The sequence below is a fragment of the Streptomyces scopuliridis genome, from assembly GCF_042790125.1.
Classification (GTDB): domain Bacteria; phylum Actinomycetota; class Actinomycetes; order Streptomycetales; family Streptomycetaceae; genus Streptomyces; species Streptomyces scopuliridis_A.
Map to the genome: position 1 here is coordinate 61707 of NZ_JBHTZS010000017.1, position 13247 is coordinate 74953.

9 protein-coding genes are annotated in these 13247 nt (G+C 65.4%); 2 read left to right on the top strand and 7 right to left on the bottom strand.

Features of this window, described 5'->3' with window-relative positions:
- Nucleotides 1-16: 16 nt before the first annotated feature.
- Nucleotides 17-1252 (bottom strand): DNA-binding transcriptional response regulator, encoded by a 1236-nt coding sequence (locus tag ACFRKB_RS24695; RefSeq protein ID WP_383108586.1) that lies wholly within the window; start codon nucleotides 1250-1252, stop codon nucleotides 17-19.
- The gene (locus ACFRKB_RS24700; protein WP_383108587.1) at nucleotides 1249-3441 is read right to left on the bottom strand and encodes a sensor histidine kinase; all 2193 of its coding nucleotides are present in this window, start codon (nucleotides 3439-3441) and stop codon (nucleotides 1249-1251) included. Before ACFRKB_RS24700 ends, ACFRKB_RS24695 begins: the two co-directional genes overlap by 4 nt.
- A gap of 490 nt (nucleotides 3442-3931) precedes the next feature.
- Here ACFRKB_RS24700 and ACFRKB_RS24705 point away from each other — a divergent pair, with 490 nt between their 5' ends.
- Entirely contained in the window at nucleotides 3932-5845 is a 1914-nt protein-coding gene (locus tag ACFRKB_RS24705; protein ID WP_383108588.1) for a DNA cytosine methyltransferase, read from the top strand.
- A gap of 9 nt (nucleotides 5846-5854) precedes the next feature.
- On the opposite strand, the gene ACFRKB_RS24710 is transcribed toward ACFRKB_RS24705, so the two are convergent.
- A complete protein-coding gene (locus ACFRKB_RS24710) occupies nucleotides 5855-6331 on the bottom strand; it encodes a very short patch repair endonuclease (RefSeq protein WP_383108671.1) in 477 nt (158 codons plus the stop codon).
- A 56-nt stretch (nucleotides 6332-6387) separates the two neighbouring features.
- On the opposite strand from ACFRKB_RS24710, the gene ACFRKB_RS24715 reads away from it, so the two are divergent.
- A complete protein-coding gene (locus ACFRKB_RS24715; protein WP_383108590.1) occupies nucleotides 6388-6576 on the top strand; it encodes a hypothetical protein in 189 nt (62 codons plus the stop codon).
- A gap of 171 nt (nucleotides 6577-6747) precedes the next feature.
- Here the strand turns inward: ACFRKB_RS24715 and ACFRKB_RS24720 are convergent, their stop codons facing one another.
- The 4 genes from ACFRKB_RS24720 to ACFRKB_RS24735 all read right to left on the bottom strand — a co-directional run bounded on the left by ACFRKB_RS24720 (nucleotide 6748) and on the right by ACFRKB_RS24735 (nucleotide 13226).
- Nucleotides 6748-7380 carry a hypothetical protein gene (locus ACFRKB_RS24720; RefSeq protein WP_383108591.1) on the bottom strand — a complete coding sequence of 211 codons (633 nt, stop codon included), beginning with the start codon at nucleotides 7378-7380 and terminating at the stop codon, nucleotides 6748-6750.
- A gap of 65 nt (nucleotides 7381-7445) precedes the next feature.
- Nucleotides 7446-9455: an AIPR family protein gene (locus ACFRKB_RS24725; protein ID WP_383108592.1), complete on the bottom strand. Its 2010-nt coding sequence runs from the start codon at nucleotides 9453-9455 to the stop codon at nucleotides 7446-7448.
- Nucleotides 9448-10458 (bottom strand): PD-(D/E)XK motif protein, encoded by a 1011-nt coding sequence (locus ACFRKB_RS24730; protein WP_381198061.1) that lies wholly within the window; start codon nucleotides 10456-10458, stop codon nucleotides 9448-9450. Before ACFRKB_RS24730 ends, ACFRKB_RS24725 begins: the two co-directional genes overlap by 8 nt.
- The gene (locus ACFRKB_RS24735) at nucleotides 10455-13226 is read right to left on the bottom strand and encodes a Z1 domain-containing protein (protein WP_383108593.1); all 2772 of its coding nucleotides are present in this window, start codon (nucleotides 13224-13226) and stop codon (nucleotides 10455-10457) included. The genes ACFRKB_RS24730 and ACFRKB_RS24735 overlap by 4 nt, the downstream gene beginning before the upstream one ends.
- Between the last annotated feature and the right edge of the window lie 21 nt (nucleotides 13227-13247).

Genomic DNA, 13247 nt, shown 5'->3' on the forward strand with positions numbered 1-13247 from the left:
CCAGATCGTAAGGTCTTTAGTCCCTGACGACCTCACCACGCGGCGCGGAGGCGGAAACCTGGGCCGGAACGCTTGTGGGCTTGGCCTTCATGAGTTCCAGCTGCACCTGCACGTCGTCGAAGCTGACGTCCGGTGTACCGATGCGGCCGACGGATCGGCTGTAGGCGATCAGCATCGCCTCCGCGAAGGGGCTGTCGAGTGTGGCGACCCGCTTCCAAGCTCGTACTTCATCGAGCTCTTCAGACTTGACGTTCTCGAAGTCGATCACGAGGTGCGGGATGTCGAGGTACCGGGGGAGCGCACGGTAGCGGTTGTCGTCGACTCTGAAGGCGCGCTGGGCCTGGGCCTTGTCCTTGCTGCCCTTGGAGCTTGCATGCCACGCGGAGATGGCCGGAGACTCGGAGCGCTTCTCGTCCTCGGTGAAGACCCGGTCGGCCCTGGCCAGGCGTACGTAATGGGCCTTGGCGGTACGAGGCTTCGCCACGTTCGAGTCCGGGTGATCCTCATACAGGTCGCAGGCTGGTGTGAGAACCAGCCACCAACCGCCGTCGGGGTCGACCACGAGATCGGCCGCCGTGAGGTGGTGGGTGACGGGAGGCATCAGGTAGACCCGTGCCGCCGAGGGCCGTGCCGCCACAGCGGCGAGGTCGCCTTCCACGGTCTGGTCAAGCTTGTGGAGACCGTTCTCCCTGAGCCAGGCGGCGAGGCGGTTGACGATGACCGGGACGATCTCGTTCTGGTCGGCGCCCGCCATTTCGTTCCAGTGCGGAGCAACGACATCACGCATGAAGTTGCGGACATAGTCCTCGACCAGCCCCGAGATGCGACGCGTCAGCGCCGACACACCGGACACCAGGCCGTCCCGCACTGCGGGGGCGATGTCGTCCAGAGCGTTCTTCGTCACCACGCGGATGAGCGGAGGCTCCTCCAGAGCACGCACCTGCTCGGGAACACCAGTGAAGAACACCACTGGTACCCAGCGGATCCTGGCGATCCGCTCGTACAGTTCGCGCCCACGCCCTTCTATGTCCGCGGAGGGACTGCCATCGGACGCGTCCCGGACGTCGAGGACGACCAAGTCGAAGTCCGCATGGCTCAGCCGCTCCTCGGCGGCGGCGAAGTCCTGCTCGGCTTCGAAGTGGATGACTCCCAGGTCCTCCAGCTCGTCGGTCAGCAGCTCCTGGAGCTGCTCCGCCATTCTGGCGTCGTCGTCGACGATGAGTACCCGATACGCAACGTCTGGTGACGTCACCCAACTCTCCTTCGCAGTCGTGCCCGGAAACTCGCGCCGGCGAGGGGGCCGGGGCTGACCAGCCACAGGTCGCCGTCGTAGAAGTCCTTCACGACGCTGCCTGCGATGCTGAGGCCGAGACCGATGCCGTCCGGCTTGTCACTGAAGTAGGTGTCGAAGATCAGCTCTCTGATCTCCTCGCGCACCCCGGGACCGCTGTCGCTGACTGTGATGTCCACCACGTCCGCCCCACCCTCCCGGGTGCGCTCGGTCTCGATCAGAACCGCGCGCTCTGTCCCGTCGGGCGTCGTGGACAGCCAGTACACCGCGTTGCTCACGAGATTGAGCACGAGTGTTCTGATGTCTCCCGGCTCGGCGGTGACCGTCACGTCCTCCCCGCCGACCGTGACGTCCACCCGGTGCCTGGTGATCTCCGATTCCAGAACGGAGACCGCCTCGGAGATGCTCTGGTGGAGGGAGAGCTCGCGTGGGCGTCCCCGCTGCCGCCCGCTGAGTGGCTCGATGCGGGTGAAGAGCCGGTCGATGGCCCTCTCCTGTGCGGTGAAGTCCGTTCGCAGGTCCACTAGCGCGGCGGACAGCTCGGCGTCGAGTTCCTCTACCTTCTTCGTGATCTTGCCGAGTTGGCGTAGGTCGAAGGCCATGCGTGCCAAGGCCGTCCGACCGTCGTGGAGTACGACGTCGACGAGGGTGCCCAGTGTCGCGAGCCTGGAGAACTGGGCGATGATCTCCTGGACCTTGCGGACCCCCTCGTTGATCGTCTCCGTGGCCTCTTCGATGGCCCGGCCCAGGACGACGTCGTTCGGGTACCGCTCGGTGGCGACTTGGCGGAGCGGTTCCAGACTGAAGCTCTGGAACACCCCGTGGCCTCGCCCACCGGGCGGGCCGGTAAGGAGGCCGGCCCCAGGCTGCACGATCGGCTCGGGACGGCGCAGCTTGTAGCGCTGGATCTCCAGTCTGGTTATTGCCTGGAGTATGACCGTCTTCAGTTCCTCGTACTCCGGGCTGTCGATGAGTCCTTCTCGGTGGGAACGGTCCTGGAGCCCGGGGTTGTCGTCCGCCGAGATGTAGACGAATCCCGCCACCTGGTTGTTGGACAACCGCATCGTCGGGTTGTTGACGCGTCGTTGGTCGAAACCGAGCCAGTCGAACCCCGGCTCTCCGAAGGGCTGAACGCGAAACCCGTCCCGGTACAGGGTCACACCGCTGTTGTCCTTGATCAGCTTCCGCACCTCGGTGAGGTTTCTCGCGCCCGTGTCGAGATGGAAGAGCGGCTGAAGTGCCGACTTCTCAAGGTCCCACACGCGGAAGTCCAACTTCAGCGGGCCGCAGGACGGTCTGTCTGAATCCTTCCGAAGGTTCTCCTCGACGACTTCCACCGGCTCGTCGCCGTCGGCGTAGACGGCCAGGTGGGCGTTCCCGGCAGTGTCCACGCTCCCGATCAGGCGGTAGCGCGGATGGGCCAGCGCCTCGCTGGCCGCCACGAAGCCGGCGAGATGGCGCAGCGGACCGTCGGGGATGTCGACGTAGATCGCGAACTCCGGCTGATGCGGCACGGACAGCTCTGCCGGAGGCGGTGGAGGGAGAAGTCGGGACAGGGAGCGCTTGAGGGACTCAACGGCCTCCTGCCCCCACTCCATACGCAGCCCCTCTAGCCTCACCACGGTCCCGTGATCCGAACGTGCGTCGGTCGAAGCTGTCGTGAACTCCCGGGCGATCTCGGAGAAGTGCTGCTCCGCCTCGCCGTCCTCCCTGAAGACGGAAGGTGCGGCCGTGGACCAGGAGATCGGAACCTCGTCGAGGTACGCGTCACCTTCCGTGAAGTTGCCCCAGTCGATGCGAAGGGTGACCTCCGGCTCGCCCACACGCCGGGTTGTGATGGCGGTGACGTGAGCCAGGCGGGCAGCGGCGAACCGACCGATACCCTTGGCCCCGAGCACACGCCGTCTCCCCGACTCACTGCGCGGATGTCGGTGCCTGTGTGAGGTCGCGATCTCCATCCAGGTGCCACGCACCGTGTCCGGCGACATGCCGTGGCCGTCGTCCCAGACCTCAATCGAGCCAGCACCCGCTTCGAGTGGGGGGCTGAAACGGATCAGCACCAGGCTGGCGTCCGCGTCGTAGGCGTTCTTCACGAGCTCGGTCAGGGCGACCCGCTCGTTGCTGATCAGTTCCTCGCCGAGCGTACTCATGAGTCGGGCCCGAGGCCGGAGATACGCCTCTGCGCTCTCGGAGTTCACCTGTGCCCCCGCTTCTGGTGACTGTCAGCTGTGCTTCACTGCGGAGCGCAGTGAAGTGAGGGGATTCTACAAACAGTTCGACGGTGAACCACGTGGTTCCTGGGGCCAGTTGTCCGATATCTTGCGACACCATCCCGACGAGTCGAACGTGTCTTCAGCGTCTCGACGTCGTTGGGCAGACAGAGTGAAGCGGGGACTCTTTGCCCACCCCGATGGCAGCGGTGTCGGTGGGTTCCACTATGATCAGTCGCCTCGGAGTGCAACAGAACACCGGTTCGAAGCCGCTGGCTGGGAGCCCTGTTCACCCGCGGTGGGCGCCGGAGGGAACCTTGACAGTCACTCCAGGCAGCCCTCTTGGTCAAGATGCCGGAATTCTTGCTTCCACCAGCGCGTCTGTGATCTCCTGGTGCTCGTTCATCTCATGCGTACGGAGGGCTGTGCTGTGAAGACGGGATGGTACGGCGTACCCCTTGAACGCAGCGACTACCTCAGGCTTGATCCAGACACGAATAGCTGCGAGCCCGAGGGCTTTCAGGGGTGGCTTGAAGACTTCGGCAAGGGCAAGAGGTTGGCTGTCGACCTCTTCTCCGGTGCTGGCGGTCTCAGTTTCGGTGTTCAGCAGGCGGGTTGGACCATCGCGGCCGCCGTGGACTTCGACGACGCGGCGCTGGACACTCACAGGGCGAACTTCCCGGGCCTCAGCCTGAAGATGGATCTCGGTGATCCCGCAGAGCGCGACCGACTCGAAGCGATCCTGAAACCCGCCAAAATCGATCTTGTGTCGGGCGGACCGCCATGTCAGCCCTTCAGCAGGGCCGGGCGCAACAAGATCCGGGATCTCGTCAAGAACCATGGCCGTGACCCGGAGGACCGCCGGAAGGAGCTCTGGAGCGCCTACCTGGACATGGTGAAGCGCATTCGCCCTCGGACGGTCCTCATGGAGAACGTCCCCGACATGGGTCTTCACGACGACTTCTTCGTCATCCGGACGATTGAGGACGAACTGGAGGAACTCGGATACGCGACGCAGGTGCGGCTCGTCGACGCGTGGAGCTACGGTGTTCCACAGCATCGGAAGCGTCTGATCCTCCTCGCCAGGAACGACGTCGATGATTTCAGTTGGCGGAAGCCCGACGAGAAGCGCACCACTCTGCATGACGCCATCGGTGACCTGCCCGAACTGGAGGTCATCCCCACCGAGCGGGTCGGGCAGCGGAAGCTGACGTACCGCACGCCTCGCAACCTGTCTGATTTCGGCAGGAAGATGCGCGAAGGGGCACCTCGCGGGATGGTCTGGGACCACATGACCCGAAGGGTCCGGCACGACGACCACCGGATCTTCGAGGTCATGGAGCCCGACACCAAGTACTCGGACCTCCAAGAGAAGTTGACCGGGAAAGAGAAGAAGTACCAGCGGTACAGCGCGACGAAGTACACGGACAAGTACAAGAAGCTGGCCTGGAACGAACTCAGCCGTACGATCACCGCGCACATCGCCAAGGACGGCTACTGGTACATCCACCCGGAGCAGCTTCGGACCCTCACCGTGCGCGAGGCGGCGCGCGTGCAGACCTTCCCCGACCGGTTCAGGTTCGCCGGCACACGGAGTGATGCCTTTCGGCAGATCGGGAACGCTGTTCCCCCTCTGCTCGGAGAGGCGGCCGCGACCGTACTGAAGCCCGTCAGCGACACGACCACGGAGACCGCCGAGCTTCGACCCCACTGGCGGGAGGTCCGGGCCGCTCTCACGGAGTGGGCGGAGCAACGGCGTGACAGCAGCGACTGGTACCAACTCCCCAGCAAAACGCCCGTTCCGCTTCACGCTGCCATAGTCGCCCTGCTCTCCGGAACAAAGATCAAACCGACCGTCATGGCGGACATGATGGCCGCTGCGAAGAAGTCGAAGCGACTCACCTCCACGCTCTTCAAGAAGCTGGTCGACACGGCTCCCACCACGGCCGCCCGGGCCCGAGTGGATCGGCTGGCACCACTGGTGAACAAGCCGTACGACTGGCAGTGGAGCAAGCGGTTCGACGTACCCTCCAAGCTGGCCATGAAGCCGTCTGAGGAGTCCCTCTATCGACTGCTGATCGGCGAGGACCTCATGTTGGTCGTCCAGGGGACGCTGCGGGTCGCGGCCCGGATGAACGACATCGACACGGACCATGCGAACCGGCTCAGTGAAGGCCGCGTCAATCTGGTGAAACTCGTTGGCGCGGGGGAGGACGCACCCCTCCGGATGGGAGCGATCCGAATCATCGGAACGGACCTGTGCAGGGAGGACCAGCCCGTCTGTTCGGAGTGTCCGCTCGTCGCTCACTGCCCCCGGCAGAAAGCGCTCCCGACGATCTTCTGACGCTGGCTGTCACCTGGGTGCGGTCGGCCGGCGGCGCGACGTCGCTTCGGTCGAGGCAGCGGTCTCCGCCACTCTCTGAGCCGCTCCATCGACGTTTCGACGGATCTCGCACTCCCAGATCCGAACCACGGTCCAGCCGGCGGCTGCGGCCTGCGCGGTGTTGCGTCGGTCCCGCTCTCTGTTGGTCTCGATCTTCTCCTCCCAGAGGGCGGCGTTGGGCCCGCGGAACTCTGCGGGGGAGTGGTCGGGGCAGCCGTGCCAGAAGCAGCCGTCGACGAAGACAGCGACGTGATGTCTGGGAAGCACGAAGTCGGCCGTACACCGGGGCGCTACTCGCTGCTGGAGGCGGAACCTGAGGCCGAGCCGGTGTACGGCCTTCCGGATGGCCACCTCGGGCTTGGTGTCCCTTATGCGCCGACCGCGAAGGTGCTCCCCTTCCGTAGTGGCGACCCACCGCCGGTCCGGTGGTCGGCCCGTTTCGGTCATGGTCACAGCCCCAGCCTGTCGACGTCCTCCGAAAGGGAGGGTGCCACACTCTCCTCATGCTCCGGGAACCAGCCGAACTTCATGTCGACGATCAGGGCTGTGTCGAACTGCCCCTCGGCCTGCTGGCGGAGGCCGGCATCGCGCCAGGTGCCGATGTTGTCGCTTTCAGTGACGGAGACGGTCGCATCGTGCTCAGGCGAGCCGAGGACGCGATCACGGACCTCATCGAGAGGGGCATGCTCTGACGTCTCGGTGGGTTCGCACTCACCGCGCGAACCCACCCCAGGTGCAGCACCTCTTTGCGAGTGAGCGACGCCTGTATGGTCTGCGTCTCGGGAACGCGCTGGCCGAGTTCGAGGCGCCCGTCGATGAACGGGGCCAGCTGTCGCTGCCAGGGCTACCGGGGGCCACCAGTGCTATTCGTCGGAGAATTCCTCAAGCAACTCGGCGAGACCATCGGTCCAGGATGGCCGGGGCAGGGCATCGAAGGCATCGCGCGCAGCCAGGACCGCCTTGCCGAGACCGTGCATGTCCTTGATGGATCGCCCGTAGATGTACCAACGCCCGTACACCTGGTCGATGCCGCAGCCGTTCTGCTCTGTCAGCCGGGCGAGCAGGCTGGCCCGCTCGGGATCGGGCACAGCACCGACCGTTGGGTAGTCGGCGTGATGGCTCACGCCGAGCCCGCTGGAGCAGGAGTAGAAGGTGGCGATTCGGGCGGCGCTGAGCGCCAGACTGAGCCCCGCCACCCCGACGTCGTTCCAGCAGAACGTGTACGCCATCAGTTCGGCGTAGCCGACGTCGTCGGCGTGCTGCAGTTCGTGAAGGATCGCCTCCACCCCGTCGGGCGCTTCGGACTTGTCCGCGCGTTCGAGGAAGATGGCTTCCTCCTTCAGGCACTCTGCGGCTTCTTCCCAGCTCGGGAGCCCCAGGCATTCGTACTCGTGGTGATCCGTGAAGCCCCTGGCCACGTCTTCCGCGCTCAGGCCCGCACGTAGCGTTTCCATGTCGTGGTCGAGACTGATGTCCACATCGAACTCGGGAATCATCCCTCTATCTTGGCGAACTACCGTCTGACATGTCGGTGGTTCGCGCCCAGGACGCGAACCACCGGCTACGGATGAGGGGTGAACCCCAGCCGCAGAGCCTCGGCACGGGCGTGCAGGGCCTGAACGGCCTGCGTCTCGGGAACCTCCTGTTCCAGTTCGAGGCGCCTGCCGACGAACTGGGCCAGCTGCCGCTGCCAGGGTTCGAGATTGCGGGTCTCCTTGGCCCAACGCTCGATCGCGTACCACTCGTCAGCAGGGATCAGCGCTGCCTCCTCACCTGCTCCTTCCTCAGCACCGGTACCGCCGGCGAGCGCCGCCTCGTCCAACGAGTGGTCCAACAGCTCCGCCGCCAGTGCGCGGGGAGCCGTCCAGGGCACCTGGGACACCGCGTCCCAGCACGTAGCTTTCTTCGCCCACTCGCCCACATGGTTCCCTTCAAGGGGCGTGGTCACCGCCCGCATGACGCGGGGACACAGGTCGTGGATCGCGGCCTCCAGCACCGGCGTGACGCCCTGCTCCCGCCAGATCCGGTCGAGATCGATCCGACGGTCGGTCGCAAGGGACAGGCGAGCCACGGTGTAGGCGGTGATCATGCTCTTGTGACTGCCGGCTCCGTGGATGGCGGCGATCCGGTCCACCGCCTTGAACAGGACGGCCATGGCGATCACCCGCTGGCAGTACTGGACGTCGACGCGGGGCGGCGCCTTGTCGACGTTGACCATGAACTCGACGAAGTTCTTCTGCGCTCCGCGACTCACGTGGTATGGCAAGTGGTTCCACGAGTGGACGAACTTGGCGAGGTCCGCCTTCGTGAACTTCTGCTTCGTCGGGTTCAGCTTCTTGAACTGCGCCTGCCTGGCGGGGGTGCGGGCCTTCGCCAGCTCGTCCGTGTACTGGCCGCGCGCACGCTCGTAGAACCAGTGGGTCTCCTGGCCACTGCCGTCCGTTGCGGGGGCCCACAAGGAGCGGGTGATTCGCTGCATGTCGACGTGGTAGTCGTGGTTGGAGCTGAAGTCGACCTGGGTCACCCGGTTCTGTGTGTTGGAGTACTCCGAGATCTTGGGAACGATCTCAGCGAGCCGCTCGGGCGCCACCTCCGTCAGCTTCATCTGGACCCGGACGTGGGACAGGTCGGCCTTGTCGCGGCTCAGCGCGTAGTGGAGCGAGGCGGTCGTCTGGCCGCCGTTCACGATCTGGAGGCCGTGCACTCCGGAGATGTGGGTGGGTTCGCCGTCCGGGCCCCTCACGAAGTCGACCTGCGACGCGGTCGCGGTGATTCCGTTGTTGTAGGCCAGGAACCTGCCAGGTGCGTTCAGCAGGGTCTCCCGGATACCCCGGTTGACCGCACCGCGAGTCTGGAGGAAGGAGCGAACGTTGAGTTCGAGGAGCCGGGTGCCGTACTCGGCGTACAGCTCGGCGAGCATCTCCCCCGGTATGACTGCCAGAACCACGGAATGGTCCTCTTCCGCGCTCGGGGCGGAGACACAGGGCAGCGGAGGGCTGAAGGGCACCATGATGGGCTCGCCGAGAGCGCCCGACGTCGCATGGCGGTGTAGCCGTGCCAGGTCCCACACCTCGTGGGTCACCGGGAGGCCGTCGAATTCCGAGGCCGGTAACTCGGTTGCGGTACCCACCCTGTTGCTGAGCAGGAAGAGCCTGATGCGCTGCACCTCGGTGAGTGCCTTCTCGACTGCAGCGCACATGTCGTACACGTCGAACGACTCGTCGATGTGCTGCTGCAGCCCGTCCCGGCAACGCTGTACGAACGCCAGAAGCCGCCTGAAGGACGTCTCGGTCTGTGCCTTCGTGAGCTTGGACTCCAGTGGTTCCAGCTGGAAGTCCGTCACGAACAGGTCCAGGGACTCGCCTGACTCTCCGATGCCGTAACCGTGCACCTCGTGGCCGTGCATCTTGTGGTAGGCGGTGAAGGTGTTGGACACGACGCCGGCCTGCTCCAGGTCCTCGAAGACCCGGCGTGTGAATGCCTCTGGGGTGGTTGTCCCCTCGGCGTCAGCGGTCGCCTGGACGTCGGCGACGAGGCTCCGCGAGAACTCGGCCAGGTCGAGCTCAGCCATGGGACCCCCCGATCAGTTCCTTCACCTCGTCGGCCGTGGCGCGATAGGCGTCCAGACCCGAGGTGCTCACGTGGTAAGTGCAGTCACCGACGCCCTCGGGCAGGTCCGACTCGACCAGCCTGGGAAATCCTTCCCGTACGTGCCAGAACCGAAGCTCGCGGAGGGTGTACCGGGGTTCTTCGTAGAGGTCATGGTGCCCAGGGAGGTAACCGACCTGGATGAGTAGACCGTCGAACCGGGCCCGAGCGGCGGGACTCGTGAGCTGCTGGCGTATGCCCTCCACCCTCCTGTTCAGGCTCTCTCCCGATCCACCCCGCCGCTCGTCGAGATTCGCGAGTGCGAGTAGCAGCGCGGGCGTCCCGGTTCCGTCCAGCTGTCTCTCGCTGGCGATCCGTATGCTCCGGGGCCGCTTCGCGACACTGGCCTTGGTCTCGATGGCCAGCTCGGACAGCTGGAAGTCCTGGTTGGTCCCCGTGGGACCGGTCCACGCCTCGACCGCCTCGGCTTGGCCCAGAGAGGCCAGGAGGACGTCCCCCAGTACCAGGAGTTCGCCGTAGAGTCCACGACGCGCCTCGGCGCTCAGCCCGTCCCTGCTGACAGCGCGCAGGAGGTCCTGCCACCTCTCGAACCTGTCGACGGCGGCTGCCAGGGCCTCAGCGGCGGCCGGAGCGGACCTGGCGGTCTCGGCAACGTCGGTGACGAGCGGGTTGAACACCTCGCGAAGCCCGTCTGCCGTAAGGATCACCTGGAGCTCGTACTCAATCCGGGACACAGCACTCAGGTTCATCTCGATCCCTGCCGCCTTGGGGAGTCGGCCCACGGACCGCACGACCGGGTCTGCGGAGCGAGCATCCGCCCGGAACACCAGCATGCGCTGGCGGCCAGGGTGGGAGACGGAGAGGAAGATGTCGAGCGGGGACTCCGGGTACAGACGGAGGCTGGACCGCCCTGGGGCGTCCTGGGGTCTCTCCAGTTCACGCCACTCGTCCTCGGTGACGGTCACGCCTCGTCCTCCTCGGCGATGGTGTAGATGTCCTCTTGGAGCCAGACGGTGTTGGCGATGTACTCGGTCTTGGACTGGTAGTCGGAGTGCGGGAAGCTCACCTGGAAGCCCACGAGGGGAGCCGTCGACTCATCGTCGTCGGACTTCGGCAGCTCGATGGGGTAGATCAGCAACAGACCCTGATCAGTCCGCCGCTGTCGCCGTATGTGTGGGCCCGCCGGGTTCTTCGGAACTGACGACTTCTCCTTCTGCGCCGCGGCCTTCCTCGCGGCCTCTCGTGCCGCGGCCTCCTGCGCCTCGTCGAGGTCGATCAGCTCGTCCGGCGGACTGAGTACCCGGCGGATCGTGTACCTTCCCTCGGCCCTGAAGGCGTCATTGAGTGCCTTGCGGGTTACCAGGCCGACGGTGTGATCGCCAATGTCCTGCGGCGTCTTCGACGTCGTGCTGCCGACCAGACACACTGTCCAGTTGCCCAGCTCACCCACCTTGGCGCACTGCTCCACGTATTTCGCGATGAGTCTCGGGCGAACACGCTGAGCCATGCGGTCGGTCTCGTAGGAGGTGAGGAACTCGGAGATGATCTCTGGAGGCACCCCTCCCCACTGCACGTTGCCGCCCGGAGTCCCCGGTACGGGTTCTGCGACGGCGTCCAACCGGCGGACGAGGGTCTCAAGAGTCTTGAAGTTGTTCTCGACGGTCTTGCCGGTGAGCTTGAAGATCACCGTCTCCGGCCCCTCCCCGGAATAGCTGAGCAGGATCTTCGCGCTCTGCCGCATCTTGTTGGCCGCGGTCACCGTGAGCCCCAGGGAGGAAGAACGGACCTTCAGTCCGAACTCCTTCGGGGTGAGGCTGAGCGCCGCCATCTCCTCGACCTCCCTGCGGAGTTCGTCGGTCGCGGCGGTCACCTCCACGTATGCGTCCTCAAGCGCCGGCGTTGTGTACAGGCGGCACACGTCCTCGTAGCCGGGGCGGTATCCGAACCACCGGCCCATCTGAAGGAGGGTGTCGTACGTCTTCGACACGCGCAGGTAGTAGCTGACGGTCAGGCCGTCCAGGGTGAGGCCACGGGAGAGTTTCTGTCCCCCGATGGCGATCACGGACAGACCGTTCCTGCGGTTCTCGTAGTAGTCGAGCGCATCCTTGGAGGTGCCGTTCACCGTCTTGACCTGGATCTTCCTGAGGGCAGGAAGGAGCTGTTCGGAGACCTGCTCCCAGGTCAGGCGTTGTACCTCGTCAGCAGGGAACTCGTCCGTGGTGGGAACGAAGTCGCGCTCCCAGAGGGCCCGGAGTTCGGCACGGAGCTCAGGGCCCTTTCCGTACCGGTCTCGGATCATGTCAACGATGAGCCGCAGGTGGTCGTCGACCTGGTCGCGAACGAGGGCCTGCACCGCGGTGAAGCGGGTGACGTGCACCAGCATCGAGTTGTGGACCTTCGTCTGCCCTCGCGCCCGGCGGGCGGCACAGGCGAGCACGAACGAGAAGATCGCGTCGCGCAGAGACTGCGGGAGCCTGTCGCCCGGGACGTCGCCGGGCTTGTGCTGGGTGGGAAGCCAGGTGTCCGCGTCGTCCACATGGCGAACGAGGGGCAGCGGCTGCACGTCCTCCTCGTCCTCGTCGTCGACCTGGAGCCCGAAGACGCGCTCAGGACCAAGGTAGTTCGACGGCGAGGGAAGGCTGCGGATGAAGCTGTAGGGGAAGAGGTCTTCACCGGCGACGTCGTGGTTCACGCTGGGGTCGATGTAGATGTTGGCGAAGGGGGTGGCCGTGTACCCGACGTACGCGGCTTTGTCGAAGCTCTTCATTAGCCTGCGGATGGCGGCGTTGGTTTTGGTCGGGTCCGCCTCGGGGTCACGGACCGTGTTGATCGAGGCGTTGTCGGCCTCGTCGTCGATGACGAACAGGGGGAGGTCCTTCACGACCTTCTCGCCGTTCTCGTCCTCGGTGCCGTGGACGTCTATCACCCAGTTACGGAGGTATTCCAGGATCTTGTAGTGCTTCTTGACGACGAGAACGACGGGAAAGCTGCCGAGGGGGAAGTTGATGGCCTTGGCCGTCGCGAGCCCGAAGTCCCCCTTCTCCGCGCTGCTGGTCGGCGACGCGATGTCGAGCTTCTTGGCGAGGGGCATGGCTCCTGCACCGATCGCGCGTGAACGGCCGTCCTCGTTCGACCGGTTCTGGTGCTGGGTGTCGAAACCCAGGAGTCCCTCGTCTATCCGGAGTTGTGTCTGGCTCCGGAGGTCGTTGTGGATGCCGGCAAGGACCACGATGAACCTGTATCCCGCGTCCACGGCCTTCGCGGCGAGCCCGATGTACTGGCCGGTCTTGCCCGACTGCACTTGGCCGATCACGAGCCCCTGGCGACGCCAAGGGCCTGAGCGGCGAGGATCCTCCAGCTGGCTGAGTACCTCGTCCGAGCTCTGGTCCAGCCGCCTCACGACCCACGGCGGAAGATTCACCACGTCTTCGAGATACCGCCGGTAGCGCTCCCAGAAGTCCCAGGCACGGTCGTTCTTCGCCTCGGGCAGCCAGGGTTCGTGCCCCTTGGGGTCCACGAGTGCCAGCGACCGCTCCTGGAACACGGCAGTCATGGCCTCGATCTCCTTGGCCAGCTGGTCCCGGTCAAGGTCCTCCCCCTGGGCGGCCAGCATCCCGAAGATGGCGTTGACCGCGTTCTGGACCTCGTCCGGCTTCGGCTGACGATCCTGTGGCAGGAACCCGAGAACCAGGCGCGTGGCCTTGGCCATGGGTTCGTCGGGAACAGCGCTCACGTGGGACCTCCAGCGGGATGT

Excerpts from the sequence above, each read along its gene's own strand:
- ACFRKB_RS24700 (WP_383108587.1), bottom strand. The coding sequence starts at position 3,441 with ATGAGTACGCTCGGCGAGGAACTGATCAGCAACGAGCGGGTCGCCCTG.
- ACFRKB_RS24710 (WP_383108671.1), bottom strand. The coding sequence starts at position 6,331 with ATGACCGAAACGGGCCGACCACCGGACCGGCGGTGGGTCGCCACTACG.
- ACFRKB_RS24715 (WP_383108590.1), top strand. The coding sequence starts at position 6,388 with ATGCTCCGGGAACCAGCCGAACTTCATGTCGACGATCAGGGCTGTGTC.
- ACFRKB_RS24720 (WP_383108591.1), bottom strand. The coding sequence starts at position 7,380 with ATGATTCCCGAGTTCGATGTGGACATCAGTCTCGACCACGACATGGAA.
- ACFRKB_RS24725 (WP_383108592.1), bottom strand. The coding sequence starts at position 9,455 with ATGGCTGAGCTCGACCTGGCCGAGTTCTCGCGGAGCCTCGTCGCCGAC.